The organism is Pseudomonas sp. GD04091, from assembly GCF_029836165.1.
In the GTDB taxonomy this organism is placed as follows: Bacteria; Pseudomonadota; Gammaproteobacteria; order Pseudomonadales; family Pseudomonadaceae; genus Aquipseudomonas.
In genome coordinates this window covers 430226-455910 of the sequence record NZ_JAOEBG010000001.1, presented here as the reverse complement: position 1 = coordinate 455910, position 25685 = coordinate 430226, and the positions used below count along the sequence as shown (strand labels likewise).

At 63.4% G+C, this 25685-nt stretch carries 26 protein-coding genes and 2 tRNA genes; 12 read left to right on the top strand and 16 right to left on the bottom strand.

Annotated elements, in window-relative coordinates; genetic code table 11:
• Nucleotides 1–23: 23 nt before the first annotated feature.
• Nucleotides 24–1142, bottom strand: coding sequence for an LOG family protein (locus N7422_RS02110; protein WP_279804908.1), 1119 nt, complete (start codon nt 1140–1142; stop codon nt 24–26).
• Nucleotides 1143–1449: 307 nt separating this feature from the next.
• On the opposite strand from N7422_RS02110, the gene N7422_RS02105 reads away from it, so the two are divergent.
• Nucleotides 1450–1656, top strand: a complete 207-nt coding sequence (locus N7422_RS02105) for a hypothetical protein (RefSeq protein WP_279804907.1) — start codon at nt 1450–1452, stop codon at nt 1654–1656.
• Nucleotide 1657: 1 nt separating this feature from the next.
• On the opposite strand, the gene N7422_RS02100 is transcribed toward N7422_RS02105, so the two are convergent.
• Nucleotides 1658–2080, bottom strand: coding sequence for a quorum-sensing-regulated virulence factor family protein (locus N7422_RS02100; protein WP_279804906.1), 423 nt, complete (start codon nt 2078–2080; stop codon nt 1658–1660).
• A 213-nt stretch (nt 2081–2293) separates the two neighbouring features.
• Between N7422_RS02100 and N7422_RS02095 the strand changes: the two genes are divergently transcribed.
• The 3 genes from N7422_RS02095 to N7422_RS02085 all read left to right on the top strand — a co-directional run bounded on the left by N7422_RS02095 (nt 2294) and on the right by N7422_RS02085 (nt 4349).
• Nucleotides 2294–3004 (top strand): DTW domain-containing protein, encoded by a 711-nt coding sequence (locus N7422_RS02095; RefSeq protein WP_279804905.1) that lies wholly within the window; start codon nt 2294–2296, stop codon nt 3002–3004.
• 255 nt (nt 3005–3259) lie between these two features.
• Nucleotides 3260–3910 (top strand): response regulator transcription factor ErdR, encoded by a 651-nt coding sequence (gene erdR / locus N7422_RS02090; RefSeq protein ID WP_279804904.1) that lies wholly within the window; start codon nt 3260–3262, stop codon nt 3908–3910.
• A gap of 64 nt (nt 3911–3974) precedes the next feature.
• Nucleotides 3975–4349, top strand: coding sequence for a diacylglycerol kinase (locus N7422_RS02085; RefSeq protein WP_279804903.1), 375 nt, complete (start codon nt 3975–3977; stop codon nt 4347–4349).
• Here N7422_RS02085 and finR read toward each other — a convergent pair.
• Nucleotides 4346–5272, bottom strand: a complete 927-nt coding sequence (finR, locus tag N7422_RS02080) for a LysR family transcriptional regulator FinR (protein WP_279804902.1) — start codon at nt 5270–5272, stop codon at nt 4346–4348. The genes N7422_RS02085 and finR overlap by 4 nt on opposite strands.
• A gap of 120 nt (nt 5273–5392) precedes the next feature.
• Here finR and fpr point away from each other — a divergent pair, with 120 nt between their 5' ends.
• On the top strand, nt 5393–6172 hold the full coding sequence (gene fpr / locus N7422_RS02075) for a ferredoxin-NADP reductase (RefSeq protein WP_028690607.1): 780 nt from the start codon (nt 5393–5395) through the stop codon (nt 6170–6172).
• A 129-nt stretch (nt 6173–6301) separates the two neighbouring features.
• On the opposite strand, the gene tsaA is transcribed toward fpr, so the two are convergent.
• The 5 genes from tsaA to rimO form a co-directional block, all read right to left on the bottom strand.
• Entirely contained in the window at nt 6302–6997 is a 696-nt protein-coding gene (gene tsaA, locus N7422_RS02070; protein WP_279804901.1) for a tRNA (N6-threonylcarbamoyladenosine(37)-N6)-methyltransferase TrmO, read from the bottom strand.
• 6 nt (nt 6998–7003) lie between these two features.
• The gene (locus N7422_RS02065; protein ID WP_279804899.1) at nt 7004–7465 is read right to left on the bottom strand and encodes a DUF1456 family protein; all 462 of its coding nucleotides are present in this window, start codon (nt 7463–7465) and stop codon (nt 7004–7006) included.
• Nucleotides 7466–7513: 48 nt separating this feature from the next.
• Nucleotides 7514–8224, bottom strand: a complete 711-nt coding sequence (locus N7422_RS02060; RefSeq protein ID WP_279804898.1) for an rRNA pseudouridine synthase — start codon at nt 8222–8224, stop codon at nt 7514–7516.
• Between the two features lie 73 nt (nt 8225–8297).
• Nucleotides 8298–8780 (bottom strand): GNAT family N-acetyltransferase, encoded by a 483-nt coding sequence (locus N7422_RS02055; RefSeq protein WP_279804897.1) that lies wholly within the window; start codon nt 8778–8780, stop codon nt 8298–8300.
• Nucleotides 8781–8952: 172 nt separating this feature from the next.
• Nucleotides 8953–10284 (bottom strand): 30S ribosomal protein S12 methylthiotransferase RimO, encoded by a 1332-nt coding sequence (rimO, locus tag N7422_RS02050; RefSeq protein WP_279804896.1) that lies wholly within the window; start codon nt 10282–10284, stop codon nt 8953–8955.
• Between the two features lie 235 nt (nt 10285–10519).
• Here rimO and N7422_RS02045 point away from each other — a divergent pair, with 235 nt between their 5' ends.
• Nucleotides 10520–12430 (top strand): potassium transporter Kup, encoded by a 1911-nt coding sequence (locus tag N7422_RS02045; RefSeq protein WP_279804895.1) that lies wholly within the window; start codon nt 10520–10522, stop codon nt 12428–12430.
• 35 nt (nt 12431–12465) lie between these two features.
• On the opposite strand, the gene N7422_RS02040 is transcribed toward N7422_RS02045, so the two are convergent.
• From N7422_RS02040 to N7422_RS02025, 4 genes are all read right to left on the bottom strand, one after another.
• Complete coding sequence (locus tag N7422_RS02040) at nt 12466–13758, bottom strand: AcvB/VirJ family lysyl-phosphatidylglycerol hydrolase (RefSeq protein WP_279804894.1); 1293 nt, start codon at nt 13756–13758, stop codon at nt 12466–12468.
• Nucleotides 13758–16400 carry a bifunctional lysylphosphatidylglycerol flippase/synthetase MprF gene (mprF, locus tag N7422_RS02035; protein ID WP_279804893.1) on the bottom strand — a complete coding sequence of 881 codons (2643 nt, stop codon included), beginning with the start codon at nt 16398–16400 and terminating at the stop codon, nt 13758–13760. The genes N7422_RS02040 and mprF overlap by 1 nt, the downstream gene beginning before the upstream one ends.
• Nucleotides 16401–16669: 269 nt before the next feature.
• Nucleotides 16670–16746: transfer RNA gene (locus N7422_RS02030), tRNA-Met, on the bottom strand.
• Between the two features lie 133 nt (nt 16747–16879).
• Nucleotides 16880–16956: transfer RNA gene (locus N7422_RS02025), tRNA-Met, on the bottom strand.
• Between the two features lie 211 nt (nt 16957–17167).
• On the opposite strand from N7422_RS02025, the gene dinB reads away from it, so the two are divergent.
• Nucleotides 17168–18226: a DNA polymerase IV gene (gene dinB / locus N7422_RS02020; protein WP_279805096.1), complete on the top strand. Its 1059-nt coding sequence runs from the start codon at nt 17168–17170 to the stop codon at nt 18224–18226.
• A gap of 41 nt (nt 18227–18267) precedes the next feature.
• On the opposite strand, the gene N7422_RS02015 is transcribed toward dinB, so the two are convergent.
• From N7422_RS02015 to N7422_RS02005, 3 genes are all read right to left on the bottom strand, one after another.
• Entirely contained in the window at nt 18268–19221 is a 954-nt protein-coding gene (locus tag N7422_RS02015; RefSeq protein WP_279804892.1) for a hypothetical protein, read from the bottom strand.
• A 20-nt stretch (nt 19222–19241) separates the two neighbouring features.
• A complete protein-coding gene (locus tag N7422_RS02010; RefSeq protein ID WP_279804891.1) occupies nt 19242–20957 on the bottom strand; it encodes a proline--tRNA ligase in 1716 nt (571 codons plus the stop codon).
• Nucleotides 20958–21114: 157 nt separating this feature from the next.
• Nucleotides 21115–22395 carry an OprD family porin gene (locus tag N7422_RS02005; RefSeq protein ID WP_279804890.1) on the bottom strand — a complete coding sequence of 427 codons (1281 nt, stop codon included), beginning with the start codon at nt 22393–22395 and terminating at the stop codon, nt 21115–21117.
• Between the two features lie 244 nt (nt 22396–22639).
• Here N7422_RS02005 and N7422_RS02000 point away from each other — a divergent pair, with 244 nt between their 5' ends.
• The 3 genes from N7422_RS02000 to N7422_RS01990 all read left to right on the top strand — a co-directional run bounded on the left by N7422_RS02000 (nt 22640) and on the right by N7422_RS01990 (nt 23789).
• Nucleotides 22640–22864, top strand: a complete 225-nt coding sequence (locus tag N7422_RS02000) for a hypothetical protein (RefSeq protein WP_279804889.1) — start codon at nt 22640–22642, stop codon at nt 22862–22864.
• A 290-nt stretch (nt 22865–23154) separates the two neighbouring features.
• A complete protein-coding gene (locus N7422_RS01995) occupies nt 23155–23574 on the top strand; it encodes an HIT domain-containing protein (protein ID WP_279804888.1) in 420 nt (139 codons plus the stop codon).
• Nucleotides 23575–23576: 2 nt separating this feature from the next.
• Nucleotides 23577–23789: a SlyX family protein gene (locus N7422_RS01990; RefSeq protein WP_279804887.1), complete on the top strand. Its 213-nt coding sequence runs from the start codon at nt 23577–23579 to the stop codon at nt 23787–23789.
• Nucleotides 23790–23809: 20 nt separating this feature from the next.
• Here N7422_RS01990 and N7422_RS01985 read toward each other — a convergent pair whose 3' ends face one another.
• A complete protein-coding gene (locus N7422_RS01985; RefSeq protein ID WP_279804886.1) occupies nt 23810–24403 on the bottom strand; it encodes a cold shock domain-containing protein in 594 nt (197 codons plus the stop codon).
• Between the two features lie 279 nt (nt 24404–24682).
• On the opposite strand from N7422_RS01985, the gene N7422_RS01980 reads away from it, so the two are divergent.
• Nucleotides 24683–25153, top strand: a complete 471-nt coding sequence (locus N7422_RS01980; protein ID WP_279804885.1) for a DNA starvation/stationary phase protection protein — start codon at nt 24683–24685, stop codon at nt 25151–25153.
• 184 nt (nt 25154–25337) lie between these two features.
• Nucleotides 25338–25679, top strand: coding sequence for a ribbon-helix-helix domain-containing protein (locus N7422_RS01975; protein WP_279804884.1), 342 nt, complete (start codon nt 25338–25340; stop codon nt 25677–25679).
• Nucleotides 25680–25685: the final 6 nt, after the last annotated feature.

Genomic DNA, 25685 nt, shown 5'->3' with positions numbered 1-25685 from the left:
CAGCCATGCAGGGCATTTTGCGTTCAGTTCACCCTGAGGGCTTCCCGTGCTCGCTGGGTGGTGTGCATCGGCTGCGGTTTGGCCCAGTTCTCCGGCAAGTTGATGAAGTCCACCAGCTCGCGCAAGCGACCCTGATCGCGACCATTGAAGGCGAAGGTCAGGCGTGTCAGGTGGCTGAAGTTGCCTTCCTCGCGCTCGTTGCCGCTGTCGGCTTGCTGGTGGTACCTGCCGCTCAGGCGCAAGTCGGCGAAACCTTCCTCCACGTCATGCAGTGCCGCGTCGCTTAGCGGGTGATGCATGCGGATCACGAACTGGTTCTTCAGCCAGCGGCTGGAGTGGTAGTTGCTGTAGAACTGGTTGATTTCCTCCACCGCCTCGTCGGCACTATGTACCAGGCGCACCAGCTTGAGATCGCTGGGAAGGATGTAGCGATTCTCTTCGAGCTGGCGACTGATGAAGTCCAGGGCGTCCTGCCAGAAGCTGCCACCGGGCGAGTCGAGCAGCACCACTGGCACCAGCGGGCTTTTGCCAGTCTGGATCAAGGTCAGCACTTCAAGGGCCTCGTCCAAGGTTCCGAAGCCGCCAGGGCACAGCACCAGCGCGTCCGCCTCCTTGACGAAGAACAGTTTGCGAATGAAGAAGAAGTGGAATGGCAGCAGTTTGTCGGTGCCGTCGACCGTGGCGTTGGCGTGTTGCTCGAAGGGCAGGGTGATGTTGAAGCCGAGGCTGTGCTCGGTACCGGCGCCTTCATGGGCGGCGGCCATGATGCCGCCGCCGGCTCCGGTGATCACCATCAGGTCCGAACGCGCCAAGGTGGCGCCCAGCTCGCGCGCCAGCGCATACATCGGATGCTCCAGTGGCGTGCGCGCCGAGCCGAATACTGTGACCTTGCGTCGACCCTTGTAGCGTTCAAGGATGCGGAAGGCGTGGTCGAGTTCGCGCAGGGCCTGCAGGGTGATCTTGGCGTTCCAGCGGTTGCGGTCGTCATGGGCCATGCGCAGGACGGTCAGCATCATGTCGCGGTACAGCGGCAGGTTGGGGCTGTTCGGGGCGACCAGTTGCAGTTGTTCGTCGATCTTGCTCAAGTCGATGCCGTTGTCCCGGAAGTGGTTGAACAACAGCTCGTTCGGTTGATAAGGCATTCAACGTCTCCTTCTGCAGCAAAACCTCTGACCGGGCCGATGGTGTGTCCCGGCCGCGACACTGCGTGTGTCGCTGGCTGCTGTGGCCTGAGTGTGAGCCTCAAGCGTTGCAGTAGGCCTTCAAGGCCGTGGTGCAGTGGCAATTCCATCTTGTTGTCGTTGTGTTGGGTACTCGCTTTCAATCTAGACGCTGGCGCGGATTCGCGCCGCCCTCGGGCCTGAGAGAACCGCTGGTCGGATCGGATCCAAGCTGTCTGGAGCTTTGGTTTACTGGGGATAGCGGAGCACGATGCGCGGAGGTGGCGGTATGCATCGGCTGGTGATCGAGGTGGATGGGCAACTATTGAAGTTGCTGGAACGATCGGCACAGGAACATCGTTTGAGCCTGGAGGGCGAGTGCCTGCGTCGCCTGGAGGGCGATACGAGGCATTCGCGTTATTTCCAGGCCCTGTTGGCCGAGTTGCGCGCCGATGAGGAGCAGCGGCGCGCCAGTGACAGCGATCAGGTCGCCTGAATCACTTTCCCTTGGTGCCGGCTACGCAACTGGCGGCGTCGAAGGCCTGGTCCATGACCGGCTGGTTGGTCTTGTACACACTGAAGCGGTAGACCATCACTGCACCCTTGGACATCAACTGGCGGTACCCAGTGTTGCGGCATACGCTGTTGCCCAGTTGGCTGCGAACCTGCTGCGGGTTGGCCTTCATACGTTCGGCATGCTCCGCGCGCACGCTCAGGTGATTGACCAGCGCCTTGCCTTTCTCGACGGTATAGCCCTGGTCGAGAATGTCTTCATTGATGGCCCGAGGGGTGCCGACGCTGCTTTCCTTGGCGACCTTCTGCAGCATCTGGGTGAGCTCGTATTCCTGCTTGGAGGCAGCCTGTGCGGCCAGGGGCAGGGCGAGCAGCAGGCTCAGGGTCGGGGCGATAAGACGCAGCATGAATCTCTCCTGGTTCGATGACTGGCGCTTTGACCGGCGCCGGCGGGCGGCGTTCCATGAAACCGCAGGTTTCCAGGCCGCCAAAGACCGCGATTATAAAGGAGCCGCTGGCAGGGCTGCACGGCAAATGACGTGTGCTCTGGTAGACTGGCGCTTTGTCTTGACCGAGTCATCCCCTGTGCCTCTCCCATCTTCCTGCCAAGGCCTGCAGCCATGAGCCACGCGGTAGCGCGCCTGCGCGCCGAGCGCCTGGCCCGCAGCAACAAACCTTTCATCGCCCGTGGTTCGCGCGCCGAACGCTGTCCGGACTGCCGGGTCATCGCCACCCATTGTCTGTGCGCCTGGAAACCGCGGGTCCAGGCGCAGTCCGGTGTCTGCCTGCTGATGCACGACACCGAGCCGCTGAAACCGACCAACACCGGCTGGCTGATCGCCGACCTGATCGAGGACACCTCGGCGTTCGGCTGGCTGCGCACCTCCGTGGACGAGCGCCTGCTGGCGCTGCTCGAGGATCCGCAGTGGCAGCCCTATATCGTCTTCCCGGGCGAGTTCGTGGCCCAGGAGCGGGTGGTCGGCGAAGTGCTGCGCGAGCCGGGCAAACGCCCGCTGTTCATCCTGCTCGACGCTACCTGGACCGAAGCGCGCAAGATGTTTCGCAAGAGCCCCTACCTCGACAAATTCCCCGTGTTGAGCCTGCAGGCCGAGCAGATGTCGCGCTACCGCCTGCGCCGCTCCAAGCGCGACGACCACTTCTGCACCGCCGAAGTGGCCGCCATGTGCCTGGACCTGGCGGGGGACAACCAGGCCTCGCAGGCGCTGGACGCCTACCTCGATCTGTTCAGCCTGCACTACCTCAGCGGCAAGCGCCGCCTGCCACTGGACGAGCAGGACGAGATCCACCAGCGTTTGCATACCTTCCTATAGTCCAAGGGGCAGGCGCGACGGATTGGTTCATACTGTCGGGGCTGGCAGCCAGGGTGGGCGGAGCGACCGGGTTTGGCTTGACCACCCGGGACCCGCTCGGCATCCTTGGCGCCGCTTCGGGCACGACGAAGCTGCTGTTATCCCGGACTTCGCCGTGCCATCCCGGCCGGCGGCCCTGCCGTTCGCGCCATGAGTTGCCCGCCAGGCGTTTCCCATACCCCCTTGCGCCTGGCACAGAACAGGATCCATAGATCGATGGCCACATACGAAATCCTGATTGCCGATGACCACCCCTTGTTCCGCAGCGCGATGCGCCAGGCCGTCACCCTCGGTCTGGGCCCGGACGTGCGTCTGGTGGAGGTGGCGAGCATCGCCGAACTGGAAACCCGCCTGAGCGAGAAAGCGGACTGGGACCTGGTCCTGCTGGACCTGAACATGCCCGGCGCCTACGGCTTCTCGGGGCTGGTGCTGCTGCGTGGGCAGTACCCGCAGATTCCGGTGGTGATGGTCTCGGCACAGGAAGAGGCGGCGGTGGTGGTGAAGTCCCGCGAGTTCGGCGCCAGCGGTTTCATTCCCAAGTCGAGTAATCTGGAGGTCATCCAGGACGCCGTGCAGAAGGTCCTCGACGGTGATGTCTGGTGGCCACCGCAAGCGTTCGACAAGGTCGATGTCTCGGCGGAAGCCAAGGCCGCGAGCGAGGGGCTGGCCAGCCTGACGCCGCAACAGTTCCGGGTGCTGACCATGGTCTGCGAAGGTCTGCTGAACAAACAGATCGCCTACGAGCTCAATGTTTCGGAAGCGACCATCAAGGCCCACGTGACGGCGATCTTCCGCAAGCTGGGGGTGCGCACGCGGACCCAGGCGGCGCTGCTGTTGCAACAACTTGAATCGGTTTCGGCCAGCTAAGTGCCCGAGCATTCACGCTTTTTTGACCCGCGCTGGATTAGCCTTCCGGCCTTTCAACGGTGAAGTGACACCCATGTCGCCATTCAAGGGCCAGACCGGCCTCAAACGCATCTTCAACGCCGCGGGTTATTCGCTTGACGGCCTGCGCGCCGCCTTCAAGGGCGAGGCGGCCTTTCGGCAACTGGTGTTGCTCAACGTGTTGCTGATCCCGACGGCCTTCTGGTTGCCGGTCAGCCGCGCCGAACGGGCCATCCTGATCGCCGTGTGCCTGCTTGGGCTGATCGTCGAGTTGCTCAACTCGGCGGTGGAAGCGGCGATCGACCGCATCTCTCTCGATCGCCATCCGTTGTCGAAGAACGCCAAGGACATGGGCAGCGCCGCGCAGCTGGTGGCGATGACCATGGTCGCGGTGGTCTGGGGCGTGATCCTGCTCGGCTAGGCGATCGGCGGCAGAACGATCTCGTCACTGCGGTGCACGCCGGCGGTGAAGCTGCGGCACAGCTCGAGAAATTCACGCATGGCCGACGTCTGGTACTTCTGCTTGTGCCAGATGAAGTAGAACTGCCGCGACAAGTCCAGGGCCGGGGTTTCCACCGCCACCAGGCTGCCGCGGCGGAATGCGTCGCGCAGCGCCAGGCGTGAGATGCAGCCGATGCCCAGGCCCGATTCCACGGCACGCTTGATCGCCTCGGTGTGTTCCAGCTCCAGGCGGATGTTCAGGTTGGCGCGGTGGTGGCGCATGGCCTGATCGAAGGTCAGGCGTGTGCCAGAGCCTTGCTCGCGCAGAATCCAGGCCTCATGGGAAAGCTGCTCGATATCCGCGTGGCCGACCTTGGCCAGCGGATGCTGCGGTGCGCAGAACACCACCAGCTCATCCTCCACCCAGGGCTGCACCTCCAGATCGGGATGGTTGCAGTCACCTTCGATTAGACCCAGGTCAATTTCGTAGTGGGCTACCTGTTGCACGATATGCGCAGTGTTCTGCACATGCAGTTTGACCTGGCTCTCCGGATGTACCTGCATGAAGCTGCCGATCAGCAGTGTGGCGAGGTAGTTGCCGATGGTCAGGGTGGCGCCCACCGCGAGCGAGCCGAAGCCCGACTTGCCATTGAGCAGGTCCTCGATTTCCTTGGCCTGGTCGAGCAGGGCGACCGCCTGGGGCAGCAGTTGATGACCCAGGGCGTTGAGGCTCAGGCGTTTGCCGGCGCGGTCGAACAGCTGGCAGCTGGACTGGCGCTCCAGTTCGGTGATCGATGTGCTCGCGGCCGATTGTGACAAGGCCAGCACGCCAGCGGCCCGGGACACACTCTGGTGCTGGGCGACGGCGACGAAGACCTGGAGCTGACGAAGTGTGAATCGCATATCTATATAACCGATAACACATATCTTGATAATTCAGTTAACAGATATTGTCGCTGCCCCTAAACTATCGCGCAACTGCGCGTCCTGCGCGCGCCGCGTTTTCCTTCAGGAGCCCCATCGATGAGCAACATGAACCACGAACGTGTCCTCAGTGTGCACCACTGGAACGACACCCTGTTCAGCTTCAAGTGCACCCGCGACCCGGGCCTGCGCTTCGAGAACGGTCAGTTCGTGATGATCGGCCTGCAACAGGACAGTGGCCGCCCGCTCATGCGCGCCTATTCCATCGCTTCGCCGAACTGGGAAGAGCACCTGGAGTTCTTCAGCATCAAGGTGCCGGACGGTCCACTGACCTCCCAGCTGCAGCACCTGAAGGAAGGCGACGAGATCATCATCAGCAAGAAACCGACCGGCACCCTGGTGCTGGATGACCTGAACCCGGGCAAGCACCTGTACCTGCTGAGCACCGGTACCGGGCTGGCACCGTTCATGAGCGTGATCCAGGATCCCGAGACCTACGAGCGCTTCGAAAAGGTGATCCTGGTCCACGGCGTGCGTTACGTGAACGAAGTGGCCTACCGCGAGTTCATCACCGAGCACCTGCCGCAGAACGAATTCTTCGGCGACGCCGTGCGTGACAAGCTGATCTACTACCCGACCGTGACCCGCGAGCCGTTCGAGAACCAGGGCCGTCTGACCGACCTGATGCGCAGTGGCAAGCTGTTCAGTGACATCGGCCTGCCACCGATCAACCCGCAGGATGACCGTGCAATGATCTGCGGCAGCCCGAGCATGCTCGACGAGACCAGTGAAGTGCTCGACAGCTTCGGCCTGAAGATCTCCCCGCGCATGCGCGAGCCGGGCGACTACCTGATCGAGCGTGCTTTCGTCGAGAAGTAAGGCGAGTCGCGCTGATGAAAAACGCAGACCTGAGTCTGCGTTTTTTTATGCCTGCAAGATCGAGGTTGCCAGTGCCGGCCTCTTCGCGGGTTTACCCGTGAAATGGCCGGGCCTGAAAACGAAAGCGCTTCAGCTTTCGCGCACCACTTCCAGCACCCGGATCCGATCCCGGTGCGGATAGTGCCACCTGACCTGCACATCCCAGAACTTCACCCCGTAGACCCGCTCCGCAGGCGGTACCTGGTAGGCCGGTCGCGGGTCCTGCGCAAGACACTGTTCGATCAGCTCCACCAGTGGCTGATCCAGGCGCAGTGCATGGTCGCGGGCTTGGGGCAGGGCGCTTTCGCTCCATTGGACGGCAATCGCCTCTGGTGCATCATTGGCCATCAGGTTGCTCGCGCCGGCAATGCTGTCGGCATACGGCACGTAAGGCTTGATATCCAGCACCGGCGTACCGTCTAGCAGGTCGATCCCTGACAGCAGCAAACGCCCCGGCTCGACGCCTTCCAGGCGCACCACCGACTGGCCGATGCCATTGGGGCGGTGGGTAGCCCGGGTGGCGAACACCCCCATGCTCTTGTTGCCGCCCAGGCGCGGTGGCCGCACCTTCAGGCGTGGCTTGTCTTCCAGTGCCTGATGGAACAGGAACAGCAGCCATACATGGCTGACCTGTTCCAGGCCTTCGACGGCATCGCCCTGGTCAAAGGGCGGCAGCAGCTCCAGCACGCCACGGGCGGCCGGCGCCAGCTGTGGCTGGCGTGGGATGGCGAACTTCTCCTTGAAGCAGGAGTGGACGATGCCGACCGGTGAGACGGTATGCTGCATCACGGCTCAGCCGCGCACGCGAAGGGTGAGGCCCTTGAGGAAGTTACGCAGCAACTGGTCGCCGCAGGGGCGGTAGTTGTCGTGGCCGACCTTGCGGAACAGCGCGCTCAGCTCGGGCTTGGAGACCGGGAAGTTGACCGCCTTGAGCACCGCATGCAGGTCGTCCTCCTTCAGTTCGAAGGCCACGCGCAGCTTCTTGAGGACGGTGTTGTTGGTCACCGGCACCTCGATCGGCTGCGCCGGGCGGCTGTCGTCGCGTCCGCGACGATGGATCACCAGGCCATCGAGAAAATGCGCCATGACCTTTTCGGGGCAGCGGACGAAGCCAGGTTCCTCTTCCTTCTTCACGTAGCCGGCGACAGCCTCGGCGGTCACCTGCAGGCCGGACAGCCCGATGATCTCAGCCATCTTCTGGTCGTTGACCTTGAGCATGTAGCGCAGGCTGCGCAGTACATCGTTGTGGTTCATTGCAGCGAATCCTGTTCAAGTGCCGCGCTGTCGGGCGCGGCGGTGATGCTAGAAGCGTTCGGTGGCGGTCAGATAGCGCCACTGCCCCAATGGCAGCTTGCCCATGGATACCCCGCCCAGGCGGATACGGCGCATGCCCAGTACCTTCAGGCCGGCGGTTTCGCACAGTTGTTCGATCTGCCCGGGTTGCGGGTTCTTCAGGACCATGCGCAGGTGCTGTTCGTTCTGCCAGCTGGCCTTGGCCCGTGGCAGCTCGACGCCCTTGCGCTCCACGCCGCGGGCCAGGCGCTCCAGCGCTCCTGGTTTGGTCTCGCCGCTGACCTGGACGATGTATTCCTGTTCCATGCGGCGCAGGTCGGCGTCGAGTTTGCGGGTCACCCGCCAGTCCTGGGTGAACAGCTGCAGGCCGCTGGCGCCGGGCAACAGCGGGGCGATGCAGGACTGCCGGGTGAAATGACCGTGCAGCGGGCGCACTGTTTCACGGTGGGCTTCGCTGAGGCTGGCCATGGTCATGCTGGCCTGGGCGCTTGCCATGTCCTGGCCGGCGAGCTGGTTGAGCAGCAAGGTGACCGGCTCGAGGGCTTCGGCACGGGCACCAGGCAGCAGTTCGACACGTTGCGCGAGGACCTTGAACTGCGGTTGCTCGACCACCACGCCGTCGACCGTGACCCAGCCTCCCTCGATGTACAGTTCAGCCTCTCGGCGGGAGCAGCCAAGCTGTTCGATCAGGCGTTTGGACAGGCGAATGGGTTCGGACATGGACAATTGATTCACGCGGCGGGAAAAGGCTGCATTGTACCTGCCCCAGCAGGGTTGCGCCGGCCAATCGCTGTCATTTGCGCCACTTCGGGGCAGACCAGGACGGTGGATGCGCCAGCCTCATGTGCAGCAACGGATAGGGTTGGCCCAGGCCGTCTGTGTCCGAACGGCCAACCACCTCGAAACCCTCGTGCAGGTAGAAGCCCAGGGCCTGCGAGTTCTGCTCGTTGACGTCCAGGCGTTCGGCATTCAGCTCGGCCACGGCATGCTGCAGCAGACGTTGGCCGACGCCCTGGCCACGGAACTCGGGATCGACGAACAGCAGGTCGACGCGACCATTGGCCGCACCGGCGAAGCCGAGGATGCGCTGCTTGCTGTCCCTGCAGCAGACCAGCATCACCGCGTCCAGGTACTTGTGCAGCACGTGGTCGCGCAGCAGCAGGATGTAGTGTTCGGGCAGGAAGTCATGGGTGGCGCGCACCGAGGCTTCCCAGATCCGGGCCAGTTGCGGGTAGTCGGCATAGCGGGGAGTCTGCAGCGTCAGCGGTGCCTTCATCCTGATCGGCTCCTGTGCGTCGAATGGCCTTTGCACAACCATAGATGCAAAACACTGCGCCGCCAGGTGATCAGGCCTGTACGATGGCCCGCTTGGCGGCCCATCGTACAGGGTTGTGCGGGCGGGCTTGCCCGCGATGGGCTGCAGCGCAGCCCCAATCAAGGGTGTGCGGTCAGACCGGCTCGGCCCACATGTCGTACTCGTCGGCGTCGACGATGCGGCAACGCACCTTGTCGCCCGGCTTGAAACCGTGGTCGCCATCGATGAACACGCTGCCGTCGATTTCCGGTGCGTCGAAGAAGCTGCGCCCCACCGAACCCTGCTCCTCGACTTCGTCGATCAGCACTTCGATCTCCTTGCCGATACGCTGCTGCAGGCGGGCGGCGCTGATGGCCTGCTGGTGGGCCATGAAGCGGTCCCAGCGCTCCTGCTTGACGTCGTCCGGTACTTCTTCCAGGCCCAGGTCATTGGCCGGGGCGCCCTCGACCGGCGAGTACTGGAAGCAGCCGACGCGGTCGAGTTGTGCTTCGGTCAGCCAGTCGAGCAGGTACTGGAAGTCTTCCTCGGTCTCGCCGGGGAAACCGACGATGAAGGTCGAGCGGATCACCAGCTCCGGGCACTGTTCGCGCCAGTTCTTGATGCGCGCCAGGGTACGGTCTTCGAAGGCCGGGCGCTTCATCGACTTGAGCACCTTGGGGCTGGCGTGCTGGAACGGGATGTCCAGGTACGGCAGGATCTTGCCGGCGGCCATCAGCGGGATCACGTCGTCGACGTTCGGGTATGGGTACACGTAGTGCAGGCGCACCCAGGCGCCCAGGCTGCTCAGGGCCTCGCACAGCTCGAGCATGCGGGTCTTGACCGGGCGGCCGTTCCAGAAGTCGGTCTTGTACTTGACGTCGACGCCGTAGGCGCTGGTGTCCTGGGAAATCACCAGGATCTCCTTGACGCCGGCCTTGACCAGGCGCTCGGCTTCGCTCAGCACCTCGCCGACCGGGCGGCTGACCAGCTTGCCGCGCATCGACGGGATGATGCAGAAGCTGCAGCTGTGGTTGCAGCCTTCGGAAATCTTCAGGTAGGCGTAGTGGCGCGGGGTCAGCTTGACGCCCTGCGGCGGCACCAGGTCGATCAGCGGGTTGTGGTCCTGGCGTGGCGGCACCACTTCGTGCACCGCGTTGACTACTTGCTCGTACTGCTGCGGGCCGGTGACCGACAGCACGCTCGGGTGCACGTCGCGGATGCTGCCTTCCTCGACACCCATGCAGCCGGTGACGATGACCTTGCCGTTCTCCTTGATCGCTTCGCCGATCACTTCCAGCGACTCGGCCTTGGCGCTGTCGATGAAGCCGCAGGTGTTGACCACCACCACGTCGGCGTCCTCGTAGGTGGGCACGACTTCGTAGCCCTCCATGCGCAGCTGGGTCAGGATGCGCTCGGAATCGACCAGGGCCTTGGGGCAACCCAGGGAAACGAAGCCGACCTTCGGGGTGGCGGGAGTGGTGGACATGGCTAACCTCGGTATTGAATACAGGTCGCCCGACCGGTAACGGGGGCGATCCTGGGGGGCGCTTTCGGCGCCTCTGATCAAAAAGTGCGCAATTCTAGCGAGCACAAGGACGCTTGACCAGCAGAAATACGACGAACGCTGCGCTATGCTTCGCGCCGTTGTGCCGGGGCATTCGGGATGTCCCCGCGCGGGTGAGAATTCAACCGGTCTACAAGGCCGTCTGCGGGAGTGGTCGATGGTTCAGGCAAGCAGTCACGCCGAGGGCGGGCACGCGGGGAAGCAGGGCGCGACGCGGTCGCTGGGCCTGCTCGTGGCAGCTGTTGGGGTGGTCTATGGCGATATCGGCACCAGCCCGCTGTACACCCTCAAGGAGGTCTTTACCGGCGGTTATGGCGTACAGGTCCATCACGACGGCGTGCTGGGCATCTTGTCGCTGATCCTCTGGTCGCTGCTGTGGGTGGTGTCGTTCAAGTACGTGATGTTCATCCTGCGCGCCGACAACCAGGGCGAGGGCGGCACCATGGCGCTCACCGCGCTGGCGCGGCGGGCCACGGCGCAGTATCCGCGGTTGCGCACGCTCATGGTCGGCTGTGGCTTGGTCGGCGCCTCGCTGTTCTACGGCGACAGCATGATCACCCCGGCGGTGTCGGTGTTGTCGGCGGTGGAGGGCATGGGCCTGGCCTTCGACGGCATCGACCACTGGGTGGTGCCGTTGTCGCTGGTGGTGTTGGTGGCACTGTTCCTGGTGCAGAAGCATGGCACCGAGAAGATCGGCAAGCTGTTCGGCCCGATCATGGTCACCTGGTTCGTGGTGCTGGGGGCGCTGGGGGTGCATGGCATCCTGCAGAGCCCGGAAGTGCTCAAGGCCTTCAATCCGGGCTGGGCGGTGAATTTCTTCATCGTGCACCCGGGCATGGGCGTCGCGATTCTCGGGGCTGTGGTGCTGGCGCTGACCGGCGCCGAAGCGCTGTATGCCGACATGGGGCACTTCGGACGCAAGCCCATCGCCCGGGCGTGGTTCGCGCTGGTGTTGCCGGCCCTGGTGCTCAACTACTTCGGTCAGGGCGCGATCCTGCTGCAGAATCCGGAAGCCGCGCGCAACCCGTTCTACCTGCTGGCGCCGGGCTGGGCACTGCTGCCCTTGGTCGGGCTGGCCACCATGGCCACCGTGATCGCCTCCCAGGCGGTGATTTCCGGCGCCTTCTCCCTGACCCGCCAGGCCATCCAGCTGGGCTATGTGCCGCGCATGCAGATCCAGCACACCTCCAGCGACGAGCAGGGGCAGATCTACATTGGCGCGGTGAACTGGACACTGATGGTCGGGGTGGTGCTGCTGGTGATCGGCTTCGAGTCCTCCGGCGCCCTGGCCGCCGCTTACGGCGTGGCGGTCACCGGCACCATGCTGATGACCACCATCCTGGTGGCCGTGGTCATGTTGCTGCTGTGGAAATGGCCACCGGTACTGGCGGTGCCGTTGCTGGTGGGCTTCCTCTTCGTCGACGGGCTGTTCTTCGCCGCCAACGTGCCGAAGATCGTCCAGGGCGGTGCCTTCCCCGTGCTGGCGGGGATCGTGCTGTTCGTGTTGATGAGCACCTGGAAGCGTGGCAAGCAGATCCTGGTCGATCGCATCGACGAGGGCGCGCTGCCGTTGCCGGTATTCATCAGCAGCATTCGCGTACAGCCGCCGCACCGGGTGGAGGGTACCGCCGTGTTCCTGACGGCCCGTCCGGATGCCGTCCCCCACGCCCTGCTGCACAACATGCTGCACAACCAGGTGCTGCATAGCCAGGTAGTGCTGCTGACAGTGGTCAGCGAGGACCGGCCGCGGGTGCCCGAGGCCGAACGGTTCGAGGTGGAGGCCTATGGCGACGGGTTCTTCCGGGTGCTGTTGCACTTCGGCTTCATGGACGAACCGGACGTGCCGGCGGCGTTGAAGCTGTGCCATCTGGACGGGCTGGACTTCAGTCCGATGCGCACCACCTATTTCCTGAGCCGGGAGACGGTGATCGCGTCGCGCCTGGAAGGGATGTCGCGCTGGCGGGGGAATCTGTTCGCATTCCTGCTGAAGAACGCCAACGGCAACCTGCGGTTCTTCAACCTGCCGCTCAATCGCGTGATCGAATTGGGGACGCAGGTCGAGATCTAGACCGGGCAAAGGGCCGCGAAGCGGCCCCTTTCACATCATTTTTCAGCGACGTTGGCCTTTCCCTGGCGGGTCTCGATCTCGCCGATCAGGCGCTTGGCCAGGGCCGGGTAGTTTTCATCGAAGTGATGACCGCCCGGCAGCTTCATGCGCTCGCCCACCGCGGTCTTGTCGGTGCAGCCGCTTTCGTCGGTCTCTTCCACGCCATAGATGCACACCACCTTGGCCGCTGGCAGCCTGGCCATTTCCGGCCCGGTCGGGGCCTCCTGGCCCTCCTTGCCCAGCCAGCCTTCAACCTCGATCTCGAAGCTGCCGCTGCGAGCGAACGCCAGCAGGATCACTGCGTCGATACGCGTCTGGTCTTGCGCGGGCAGACGGTTGTAGATGGCGGGTAGCACATCGGCGCCAAACGAGTAGCCGGTCAGCACGAAGCGCTTGGTGCCCCATTTCTGGCGATAGTGCTGCATCAGTTCGGACAGGTCGGCGGCGCTCTGTTCCGGGGTCTTGTGCTGCCAGTAGTAGCGCAGGGTGTCGATGCCGACCACCGGGTAGCCGAGCTTGGCCATCTCGCCGGCGACGTCGCGGTCCAGGTCGCGCCAGCCGCCGTCGCCGGACAGGAACAGGGTCACGGTGTCGGTGGTCTGGCCGGCCGGGACTTCCACCACCGGAATGGCCAGGGCATTGCCGTCCTGGCCGACCAGGGCCTGGGTCAGCTGAGCCTTGAGCACCTGGGGCAGGTGAATGTCGTAGTCGGCGATGCTGGTCTCGGCGTTGGCCTGGTCGCGCACGAAGGCGGCGCTGGCGTCATCCGGGTTGTCGTTCCAGGCGACGTTCCAGTGGCCATGGGCGGCGGACTTGGGCAGGGCGGCCTGGCAGCCTGGTTGCTCCAGGGTGAAGTCCACCGAGATGGCGCGGGCCTTGTCGTTGTCCTGGCTGGCCAGCCAGCGCCAGGCCTGGCTGGCGCCAGGGCCAATGCCGGCGACCAGGCTCGGCTTGTCGGCCAGCTGGGTCAGGGCCTGGTCCATCGCCGCTTGCTGCTTGGCGCAATCGGCGGGCGGCAGGATGACCTGCACCAGCTGGGCCTCGCCGGCCTGGCTCAGGTCGAGCAGCTGCTTGTCGGTCAGGGCCTGATCCTGCGGTACGCCGATGGCCACCCGGGACTTGGCGTGCACGCCGGGAGTGGCGCGGGTCAGGTGGCTGCCATCGCTCAGGGTCAGGTGCTCAAGGCGCGCCTCGGGCGCCGGGCGGGTCCACAGCCAGAAGGCCGTGCCTGCGGCCAGCGCGGCCAGCAGCAGGGGAATCAGTACGTACAGCCAGTAGCGTCGGATCATCAACGTTTCACCAATCCAGTCAGGCCGCCAGCGATCAGGGCGGCAGTGTCAGCCAGTGCCACCAGCGGGTCGAGCCCGGCCGGCACAGCCATGTAACGGGGTTCCCAGTCCGGCTGGAACTTGTCCTTGAAGCGCCGCAGGCCCTGGAAGTTGTAGAGCTGCTCGCCACGCTGGAACACCATCGAGCCCAGGCGCTGGGTCAAGGGCGCACCACGGCGCGGTTGCAGGCCGGAAAGGGGCACCATGCCCAGGCTGAAGCGGCCATAGTCGTGGCTCTTATAGTGAAGGATCAGGCCGATCATCATGAATTCCATGGTCAGCTTCGGCGCCTCGGGGTGGGCGCGCATCAGGTCGAGGCTGGCCAGTTCGTTGCTGTGGGTTTCCAGCAGGTTGGCGAAGGCCACCGGGCGTCCCTGGAAACGGATCAGCGCGATGCGAAAGTGCCGCAGGTATTCGGGGCTGAAGCGGCCAAGGGAAAAGCCTTTCTCGCGTACGTTCTTGCCGGTGAGCCAGGCGTCGGAGATTTCCTTGAGCTCCGCCAAGGGGGCGTGGCCGGGTTCGTGGATTTCCAGCGTCAGGCCGTCGCGGCCACCCCGATTCCAGGTGTAGCGCAGGTCCTTCATCTCCTTGCCCTTGGCCTCGATGTCGAACTGGCGCAGGTCGACCCGGGCCTCTTCGCCCAGCTTGATCGCGGTCAGGCCGATGTCCATGTAGAACGGCAGGTTCTCCGCGCGCACCTGGTAGAACACCGGGCGGGCGTGATGCAGGTCGCACAGGTCGCGGAACTGCCAGATCATTTCGGCGCGCTCCTGGGCCGGGCCGATCGGGTCGTACAGGGCCACCAGGCTCCGGCCACGACGGGCGTACATCAGGAAGGCGTTGTCGTTGGGGTGGAACAGCAGCGCCTTGTCACCGGTCAGGGCCAGGCCACCGTCGGGCTGATCCGAGGCCAGCAGGATCTGGTTGGCGCGCTGCAGCTCTTCGGCGTTGGGCAGGTGGATTACTGGGCGGGCAGTACGCAGCAGCCAGGTCAGGGCGACGACGACCAGCAGCACGGCGCTGCCCAGCGCAGCACGCAGGCCGCGCGGGGCGTCGGCATCCAGGGTGAACTGCCACCACAGCTTGTGGGTGTAAGGCACGTCCTGGTAGGCGAACAGCAGCAACCACACCGAGGCGCCGACCACGCAGGCGCTGGCTACCAGGTAAACCGGCGAGAAGGGCAGCTCCAGCAAGCGGCTGGGGCGGTAGAACGAACGACGGAACAGGGCGAGCAAGGCGGCGGTGAAGCACATCAGCGTGGCTTCTTCCCAGTCGAAGCCCTTCAGCAGCGACAGCACGGCGCCGACCAGCAGCAGTACCGTGGTCAGCAGCCAGGCGGCCGACAGGCGTCGACGCAGGCCTTGGGCGAGCAGCAGGCAGAGCACGCCGATCAGGCTGGCGCCGAAGTGCGACGCATCGATCAGACGATGAGGAATCAGGAAGCCCATGTGCTCCAGGCGGCTATCGATCTCGGGGGTGGCGCCGGAGAACAGCAGCACCACGCCAGACAGGAACACCAGGATCGCCAGCACCGGTGCCGCCAGGCCCGAGGCGGCGCGGATGGCTTGCTGGGCGAACAGCAGGCGCCGGGCCTCGTTGGCGAGCAGCAGCACGCAGGCCACCAGCAAAGGCAGCACTACATAGATCAGGCGGTACAGCAGCAGCGCGGCGGCCAACGGTGCCGCGCCCAGTTGGTTGGCGAAGGCGGCCAGCAGGATGGCCTCGAACACGCCCACGCCGCCTGGCACGTGGCTGAGCACGCCGGCGGCCAGGGCCAGCAGGTAGACGAGTACGAAAGCGCCGAAAGGCGGTGCTTGCGGCAGCAGCAGATAGAGCACGGTCGCGGCGGCGGCAACATCAAGCGCGGTGATCAGCAGTTGCAGGGCGGTCAGGCGGGCACCGGGCAGGCGCAGGGTGCGGCGCCCGAACTGCACCAGCAGGTTGTCTGGCAATGGTTGTTCCGGCAAGCGACGACGGTAAAGGCCAAGCACCAGGGCCAGCGCCGCGACCAGTACCGCCACCGCGATTGCGCCCAGCAGCGGGGCGGGCAGGCGCAGCGCGGTGGCGGCTGCCGGCAGGTCGCTCAACGTGGCGATCGCCGCCAGCGGAGGCAGCGCGCAACCCAGTGAAAGGCTGGCGAACACCGTCATGCGCGCCACTTCCGCGGCCCCCAGCCCCTGGCGGGCATACAGGCGATAGCGTACGGAACCGCCCGAGAGCATCGACAGGCCGATGGCGTTGCCGATGGCGAAAGCACTGAAACCGCCCAGCACCAGGGTGCGCGGCGGGAGCTCAACGGCGGCGTAGCGGCTGGCCGACCATTCGTAGCCAAGCAGGATCACGAACCCGACCACGGTGGCCAGCAGCGCGCCAAGCAGTGCATGAGGCGGGACACTGAGCATGGCATCGTGCAGTGCATAGATGTCCAGCTCGCTCAACAGGTGCCGGCAGGCGATCAAGCCCATGGCGAACAGCAGCAGGGTCAGCGCCAGGCCGAGTGGCTGGCGGTACTTGCTCAGGCGTTCCAGCCAGGGCAGGCGTTGTGCTGCCGCAGGCAAGGCCGCGGTCAGCGGTGCCTGGGTTTCGGGAGTGGGGGTGGTCATGGGGTGCCTCGTGCAATCAGCGCGAGGCAGGAGCGGGCTACGGCCAAGTGAAAATCCCTTTGGAAAAACGTGTCCAGATATTACTCCGGGCCAGATGGTTTATCTGTTTCAGGATAGTTAAAGATAGTTCATCCGGCCTTGGTGGATGAGCGCTGCAGGCAGGCATGCGGGCAAACGGTGAATCACCATCTGGCATGAGGAAAGCGAGGGGGCAGAATGCAACAAGCCCCGCGTTATCTTTCGATAAGCGGGGCCTGTCCTGACGAATATGGTTGCGGGAGCCGGATTTGAACCGACGACCTTCGGGTTATGAGCCCGACGAGCTACCAGGCTGCTCCATCCCGCGTCAGTGGTGCGCATTCTACGGATATGCGGCGGGGTGTCAAGCGTTAATCTTTGATTTTTCGCTATTTTTTTCATGAAGCAAATTTCAGGCAATAAAAAAGGCCACTGTCGAAACAGTGGCCTTTTCTTTAATCTGGTTGCGGGAGCCGGATTTGAACCGACGACCTTCGGGTTATGAGCCCGACGAGCTACCAGGCTGCTCCATCCCGCGCCTGTGAGATCGAATTCTACGGAAATCCTTCCTGGTGTCAAGCAGAAATTCAAAAAAAACCTTTTTCGTTCAAACCCTTAGCTGGCTGAATCGCCTCGCAGGTCAGGTACGGCGGGGGTTGTAGGCCGATTGTCGTAGCTGGGCTGTCGTGTGGCGGGAGGCATGGAGTAATATCTGTATGAATTTACAGTAGTGGCTGTCGTCCATGTCTCTGCGCAAGATTATTCACATCGACTGTGACTGTTTCTACGCTGCCATCGAAATGCGTGACGACCCGCGCCTGGTCGGGCGCCCGATGGCGGTCGGCGGGCAGCCGGGTCAGCGTGGAGTCATTGCCACCTGCAATTATGAGGCGCGTGCCTACGGCGTGCGTTCGGCCATGTCGTCCGGGCATGCGCTGAAGCTGTGTCCGGACCTGGAGATCGTCAAGCCACGCTTCGAGGCCTACCGCGAAGCGTCCCGGGAGATTCACGGGATCTTTCGCGATTACACCGAGCTGATCGAACCGCTGTCATTGGACGAGGCCTACCTGGATGTCAGCGACAGTCAGTGGTTCTCCGGCAGCGCCACGCGAATTGCCGAGGATATTCGCCGTCGGGTTGCCCAGCAGTTGCATATCACCGTTTCTGCGGGGGTGGCACCGAACAAGTTCCTGGCCAAGATCGCCAGCGACTGGCGCAAGCCCAATGGCCTGTTCGTCATCACGCCGGATCAGGTTGAAGCGTTTGTCGCGGCCTTGCCGGTGGCGCGCCTGCATGGGGTCGGCAAGGTCACCGCAGACAAGCTTTCACGGTTGGGGATCGATACCTGCCTTTCACTGCGCGATTGGTCGCGCCTGGCGCTGGTCCGCGAATTCGGCAGTTTTGGCGAGCGCTTGTGGGGGCTGTCGCGAGGCATCGACGAGCGCGCGGTGCACAATGACAGCCGTCGGCAATCGGTCAGTGTGGAAAACACCTACGATCAGGACTTGCCGGACCTGCCCAGCTGCCTGGAAAAATTACCAGGCCTTCTGGCCACCCTGAACGAGCGGATCGCGCGGATGGACAGCAGCTATCGGCCCGACAAACCCTTCGTCAAGGTCAAGTTCCATGATTTCAGCCAGACCACGATGGAGCAGGCAGGCGCGGGGCGGGACCTGGAGAGCTACCGTCAATTGCTGAGCCAGGCGTTTGCGCGGGGAGGCAAGCCGGTGCGATTGCTGGGGGTTGGCGTACGGCTGCGTGATCTGCGTGGGGCGCATGAGCAGCTGGAGTTGTTCGCGGACAAATAGATGTATAGAAGAGGGGCCGCAAAAACGGCCCCTTTTTCGTCTTACTGTGCGCCCGGGTCGGCGACCAGTCGCCCGGTTGCCTTGGTCAGGCTTTGCACGAACTCCTGTTGCAGCTCCGGATCGTTGCGGGTCAGCTCGATCAGGCTCTGCTCCAGTTCGCTGGCTTCCTCTTCCAGGCCAAGCTCCGACAGGCGTTTGACCCGATGCACCCATTGGCCGACATCGTCGTCCTCCAGGTCATCGAAAATCAGCTCATGGGCTTCCAGCAGCTTGCTGCGCAAGTTGCCACTGACCAGCAGGCTGGCGTCGCCGCGCACACCGTTGTCCTCATCGACCACGTGCAGGTGCAAGGTGCCGATATGGTTGAGGTTCTGCTCGGAGAACGGGCTGTCCAGCAGGTTGAGGCGCAGCACGCCATGCTTGTCGGTGGTCAGCTCGTGGCTCATCTTGCCGGCCTTGACCTCCACCAGACGCTCGTTCCAGGGCAGGCTGATGGACTCCTCGCGCTTGCCCTTCTCGACTTCGCTGATGCCGGCCAGGTTCTGCTGCGCGCGACCATTGGACTGCACGTTCATGAACGGGTTGATGCCGGCCACGCCATAGCTGAGCCAGTCATGGGTCATGCTGTCCGGCAGGTTGCCCAGCGCGAACACATTGACCACATTGGCGCCGACACCTGCGACCACGGCCACCGCGCCCAGGGGGATCTCGTAGATTTCCCGCCAGGGCTGATAGGGGGTGTAGCGGTCGTAACGGCGTGTCACTTCGAATTCGGTGACTTCGAAGCGCTTGAGTTCGTGAATGCGCACGCGCCGTTGCGGAAGCTCCATCACCTTGGGCTCGCCGACATCGATCTGCAGACTGTGCTCGAGCAGCTTGCGCTCGACGCGCTCCTCGTGGTCGCTGCGCTGGGACATCTGGTTGGCGCAACCGCTGAGCAGCAGGGCGCCGCACAGTGCGGCGCCCCCCAGGGTGTAGGTACTTCGCTTGGACATGATCACTCGCGCAACGGTTATCAGCGGCGGATACGGGCCTGCAGGAAGGTCAGCACTTCATCGAGCGGCAGTGCCTGGGCGTCCGCCTCGGTACGGTGCTTGTACTCCAGGTTGCCTTCGGCAAGGCCGCGGTCACTGACGACGATGCGGTGCGGGATGCCGATCAGCTCCATGTCGGCGAACTTGATGCCGGGGCTGGTCTTCTTGTCGCGGTCGTCCAGCAGCACCTCGTAGCCGGCGGCGGTCAGTTCGGCGTACAGCTTGTCGGTCGCCTCGCGGACCACGTCGGTTTCGTAGCGCAGCGGTACCAGGGCGATCTGGAACGGAGCCAGGGCGTCGTTCCAGATGATGCCTTTGTCGTCATGGTTCTGCTCGATGGCGGCGGCGACCACGCGGGACACGCCGATGCCGTAGCAGCCCATGGACAGCACCACCGGCTTGCCGTTCTCGCCCAGCACCTGGCACTTGAGCGCTTCGCTGTACTTGGTGCCGAGCTGGAAGATATGGCCGACTTCGATGCCGCGCTTGATCACCAGGGTGCCTTGGCCGTCCGGGCTTGGGTCGCCCTCGACCACGTTGCGCAGGTCGGCGACTTGCGCAACCGGCAGGTCGCGCTCCCAGTTGACGCCGAAGTAGTGCTTGTCGTCGATGTTGGCGCCGATGCCGAAGTCGCTCATCAAGGCGACCGAGCGATCGATGACGCATTCCAGCGGCAGGTTCAGCGGGCCGAGGGAGCCGGCGCCGGCACCAATGGCGGCGCGCAGCTCGGCGTCGGAAGCCATGACCAGCGGGTCGGCGACCTGCTCCAGCTTGGCGGCCTTGATTTCGTTGAGCTCGTGGTCGCCACGGACGATCAGCGCGACCAGCTTGCCTTCTTCGGCGCCGTGCACGATCAGGGTCTTGACGGTCTTCTCGATCGCCAGGCCGTAGTTTTCCACCAGCTGGGCGATGGTCTTGGCATCCGGCGTGTCGACCAGGCGCAGCTCCTCGGTCGGAGCCGGGCGCACGGTTTCACGTGGGATGGCCTCGGCCTTCTCGATATTGGCGGCGTAGTCGGAGGAGTCGCTGAAGATCACGTCGTCCTCGCCCGAGGAGGCGAGCACGTGGAACTCGTGGGAGTAGCTGCCACCGATCGAGCCGGTGTCGGCCTGCACCGGACGGAAGTCCAGGCCCAGGCGGGTGAAGATGTTGGAGTACGCCAGGTGCATGCGATCGTAGGTTTCCTGCAGGGAAGCCTGGTCGGCATGGAAGGAGTAGGCGTCCTTCATGATGAATTCGCGGCCGCGCATCAGGCCGAAGCGCGGACGGATCTCGTCACGGAACTTGGTCTGGATCTGGTACATGTTCAGTGGCAGCTGCTTGTAGCTGGACAGCTCGTTGCGGGCCAGGTCGGTGATCACTTCCTCGTGGGTCGGACCGACGCAGAAATCGCGCTGATGGCGGTCCTTCAGGCGCAGCAGTTCAGGGCCGTACTGCTCCCAGCGACCGGACTCCTGCCACAGTTCGGCGGGTTGGATGCTCGGCATCAATACTTCGAGCGCGCCAGCGGCGTTCATTTCCTCGCGGACCACGGCCTCGACCTTGCGCATCACCCGCAGGCCCATCGGCAGCCAGGTGTAGAGGCCAGAGGCCAGCTTGCGGATCATGCCGGCACGCAGCATGAGCTGGTGGCTGATGACCACTGCATCGGCCGGGGTTTCTTTCTGGGTGGCGAGCAAGTATTGACTGGTGCGCATGGGGAGCCGTGTCGAATGCCTGAAAGTGAAATGACCCCGCATTGTACGGGGGCGAAACGAAAGCGTACAGAATGCAGCAAGCAGGCGATTCTGTCAGCCAAGAAAAAGCCCGGCGTTTGCCGGGCTTCCTCATTCGCGTGGCGATGCAAGCGCAGGCTTACAGGATGCTCAGCGGGTACTCGACGATCAGGCGCAGCTCGTCCAGCGACGGGGAGCCATAGTAGACGCCGTCGGCGGAGCGGTAGGTGGCCTGACGCACGCGGAAGCTCAGGTCTTTGGCCGGGCCTTCCTGGAGCACGTACTTGATGTCGATGTCGCGTTCCCATTCCTTGCCGTTGTTGGTGCCGGCGACGTTGGCGTCGCTACCGCGGGCGTAGCGGGTCATGAAGGTCAGGCCCGGAATGCCGAACTCGGCGAAGTTCAGGTCGTACCGCGCCTGCCAGGACTTCTCGTCTTCGGCGTTGAAGTCGGAACGAGCGATGGAGTTGGCCAGGAACACGGTGCCGCCACCGTCCACGCCGTATGCGTAGTCGCCGTCACCGGTGACCTTCTGGTAGGCCAGGGTGAAGGTGTGGGCGCCGATGTTGTAGGCGGCCGAAAGGCTGAAGGCACGGTTGTCCAGCTTGTCGCCGTCGAACGCCTTGACCTTGGCGGCGCCGTCGCTCTTGGTGTCATAGATGTTGAAGTCGAACACCAGGCCTTGCTTGTCGGAGATCGGCAGCGCCCAGTTGACGTTGGCGTAGTACTTGCGCCAGTAGTCCTCGACCTTCGAGTAGTACAGGCTGGTGGACAGGCTGTCGGTGAAGGCGTAAGTGCCGCCGACGACATCCGCCTCGGTCAGGTGCAGGCTGTCACGGTAGGTCTGGGCCTGGGCGTTCATCCCGGTGAAACGGCCGGCGTGCAGGGTCAGGCCCTTGATTTCATTGCTGGTGATCAGCGCGCCTTCGGCGACTTCCGGCAGCAGGCGGCTGTCGTCGGTGGCGAATACGGGCAGGGCGGTGAACTGGTTGCCGACCTTCAGCACGGTGTCGGAGACACGGAACTTGATGGCGGCGCCGCCTTCGGAGTAGTCATCCTGCGAGCGGCCGTCGGAGCCCTGCGGGAACAGGCCGGTACCGGCGCGGCCTTTGCCGCTGTCCAGTTTCAGGCCGAGCATGCCGATGGCGTCGATACCCACGCCCACGGTGCCCTGGGTGAAGCCCGACTCGAAGGTGCCGAGGAAGCCCAGGCCGGTTTCTTCCACGCGGCTCTGGCGGTTGCCGTCTTCATCCCGTTCGTTGTTGCGGAAATCACGGCTGAAATACAGCATCCGGGTCTTGACGTTGAGTTTGCTGTCTTCGACGAAACCCTTGGATTCATCCTGCGAAGAGGCGACAGCCATCTGCGAAGTGCCCGCCGCGACGGCCAGGGCGATCATGCTCCACTTCATCACGCGCATCGTGATTTGCTCCTTTGGTTTTTAGGAAGAGTACCGCTGCACCCGGATGTATTTAGTTATAGGGGCAGCTCTTTCTTGTTATGTCGGCGAAAATTTATATCACGCAGACTATTCTTGGCGATATGGCCGTAAACAACCTTTCGGTAACTTTATGGCCATGTCGCTGTTGGTTATTTCCATGTCGCAAATCACGCCCTGTTTTAATAGGGCGCACAACACCAGCGCTGTCTCGAAACCGTCATGAATGTATAAATACAAAGTACGGCTTGTGAAACTCCCTGGTTATCCGATGCCGCTGTTGTTATTTGTCGCGCTTGCCCTGCAATGCAGGGGTCGTGCCGACTTGGCGTGTAGAGAAAGCAACAAGCGTGCTCAAAATCGCGAACAGCTGATGAAATTTTCACATTTCACCGCTCTGTGCGGCGAAACCGCCGTAAATACGGGGCGCGGCGTGCTTTCTGTGGTGTAGCTCGATGATGGCGTTAAACCGAGCGAGGCTGCCTTCAAAGTCAAGGTGTTACCGGCCACTGTTGATCCTGGCTGTTTTATGTGACGCAAGTGTGGTGGCGGGATTGGAGGCGGCATCATTATGGTGCGAAAAGTAGCGCAGTGTTACCGAAGCGGGGCGACAGCCCCGTCAGTTGCGTGCCACAAGCGCAGTTTCCCTGAATGGGGCGTGTGGCGATGGAGGAAGCGGGGTATCCTGCGCGCCTGTATCCGCCCGAGTGGGCGGGCTGTTCGCTGTTAAGGAGGTTTGCCGTGTTCACCCTCGATTCGCGCCTGCAACAGGACTCCCTGGTTCTGGGCGATCTGCCGCTGTGCCGCCTGCTGTTGAGCAAGGATGCCAACTATCCCTGGTTCATTCTGGTGCCGCGCCGTGCCGATGTCAGCGAGGTGTTCGAGCTCGATGAGGCTGACCAGCAGCAGCTGTGGACGGAGACGGCCGCACTGGCCGAGGCGCTGAAAGATGCCTTCGCCGCTGACAAGATGAATGTCGCAACCCTCGGGAATGTGGTCAGCCAACTGCACATGCATGTGATCGTGCGTCGCCATGGCGATGCGGCCTGGCCTGCACCTGTGTGGGGCAAGGTGCAGGCTGTCGACTACTCGCCCGAGCAGGTGGAAGGTATCCGTCTGCGGATGCGTGCACTGCTTGGTGAGAGCTTCCAGGAGGTCTGAACGTGTCGCAGGAATTGGAATTGCGTATCACCGAGCTGGAAACCCGTCAGGCTTTCCAGGATGACACCATTCAGGCGCTCAACGATGTGGTGGTCGAGCAGCATCGGATGATCGAGCGTCTGCAGCTGCAGATGGCCGAGCTGATCAAGCGTCACGAAGAGATGCTCGGCCAGTACGCGGGGGGAGGGGAGGAGCCACCGCCGCCTCATTACTGAGGGCGGCGGAGGCGAGGTGGTCAGCGGCGCGAGACCGCGACCACGTCTTCGGCCTGCAGGCCCTTGTCGCGGTGCATTACCGAGAACTCCACGCGTTGTCCCTCGACCAGGACGCGATGGCCCTCGCCGCGGATGGCGCGAAAGTGCACGAAGATATCGTCGCCGGAGTCGCGGGAGATGAAGCCGAAGCCCTTGGAGGTGTTGAACCACTTCACCGTGCCGGTATCGCGCTTGCCACCATCCGGCGTGGTGCCGAGGCCGGTTCGGGCCTTTCGCGTGCCACGGACGAAACCGGCGATCAGGTGCAGGGCGCTGGCCAGCGTGGCGCAGGCCAGTGCTGGCAGGTTGCCCAGCTCTGGACGGGCCAGCAGGGTGAGGGTCTGCAGGATCACGGCCACGACCAGCAGGATGCTGCTGGCGCGTTGCAGTTGCTGGCGCATGCCCTTGTAGTACTGCGGCAGGACGGGGGCCAGCACCAGGTTCAGCAGGCCAAGCAGCGCCAGGTAGACGGCTTCTGGTTGTTGGAGGAAAGGTGTCGCGTCAGTTTTCAGACTGGGTATGAGCGATAGCAGCAAAGCCGCCACGCCCGTCACCAGATGGACGATCTTGAACATTTGGTTTGGCTCACATTGATAAGGCCGATCACAGGATGAGCTGGTCGCACGGTGCGCATGAGGTGTAAGCGCGAAAACGTGACGGACCAGCCTATGCACCCGGCACTGACAATCCGCACGGGTGGCACCCTGCCTATTTAACAGCAAAGGCAGAGGGTTCTCAAACTGTGCGCTCCAGGTGGTCACCGGTACGGCCTCATGTCGCATGCGCTGGACGGTAACTCTTGTTACAGTTGCCGTGCCCGCTTGGTTATCAAGCCTTATGGAAAGGGGAACTTCATGGCAATCGATATCGGTATCAGTGAAGAAGATCGCAAGTCCATCGCCGATGGGCTGTCCCGTCTGTTGTCGGATACCTATGTGCTGTATCTGAAAACCCATAGCTTCCATTGGAACGTCAAAGGCCCATCGTTCCGTACCTTGCACCTGATGTTCGAGGAGCAATACAACGAGTTGGCCCTGGCGGTCGACTCCATTGCCGAGCGTATTCGCGCACTGGGTTTTCCGGCGCCGGGCGCTTACGCCTACTATGCTCGCCACTCCTCGATCAAGGAGGAGGAGGGAGTGCCAGCGGCGGACGAGATGATTCGTCAACTGGTCGAGGGGCAGCAGGCGGTGGTACGTACGGCGCGCAGCATCTTCCCGGTGGTGGACAAGGTCAGTGATGAACCGACTGCCGATTTGCTGACCCAGCGCATGCAAGTGCATGAGAAGACTGCCTGGATGTTGCGCGTTCTGCTCGAAGAGTAATGGTCGGCAGCTATCCATCGTAAAGGCTTTCAGGTTGGGCCCGGCCACGTTTGCGTGGTCGGGCCCGGTCATTTGCGGGGAAGGCTTTGCCGCTGCTCCGCGAGGTCGTTTCGCGGCTTCATGGGCGTCATTGATTCCGCTCGCAGGAGTGAGTGGGGGAATTTCGTGACGATGGAGCGAAGCGATGGCGTACGTGGCACAAGGTATCAACGGCGGCAATGCCAGGCAGGGGCTGTGGGCGGGGAGGCCCCGCATGGATCCCTTCAGGCACGATTTCGACATGGATCAGGCCGGGCCTGTCTCGCGGTCGGTGCGTCTCAACGGTTTCGCCACCTGCCTGCGCCTGGAGGCGGTGTACTGGCGGATCCTGGAGCGCATCGCCGAAGCCAATCATTGCTCGGTGAGCGCCGTGCTGTCCTATGTGGATCGTGAAGTGCACCTGCGCCATGGCGGCGTGAGGAATTTCAGCGGCCTTGTCCGGGTCATCTGCGTGAACTGGCTGCAGGATGTGCCGGATGCGCATTGACCGCCC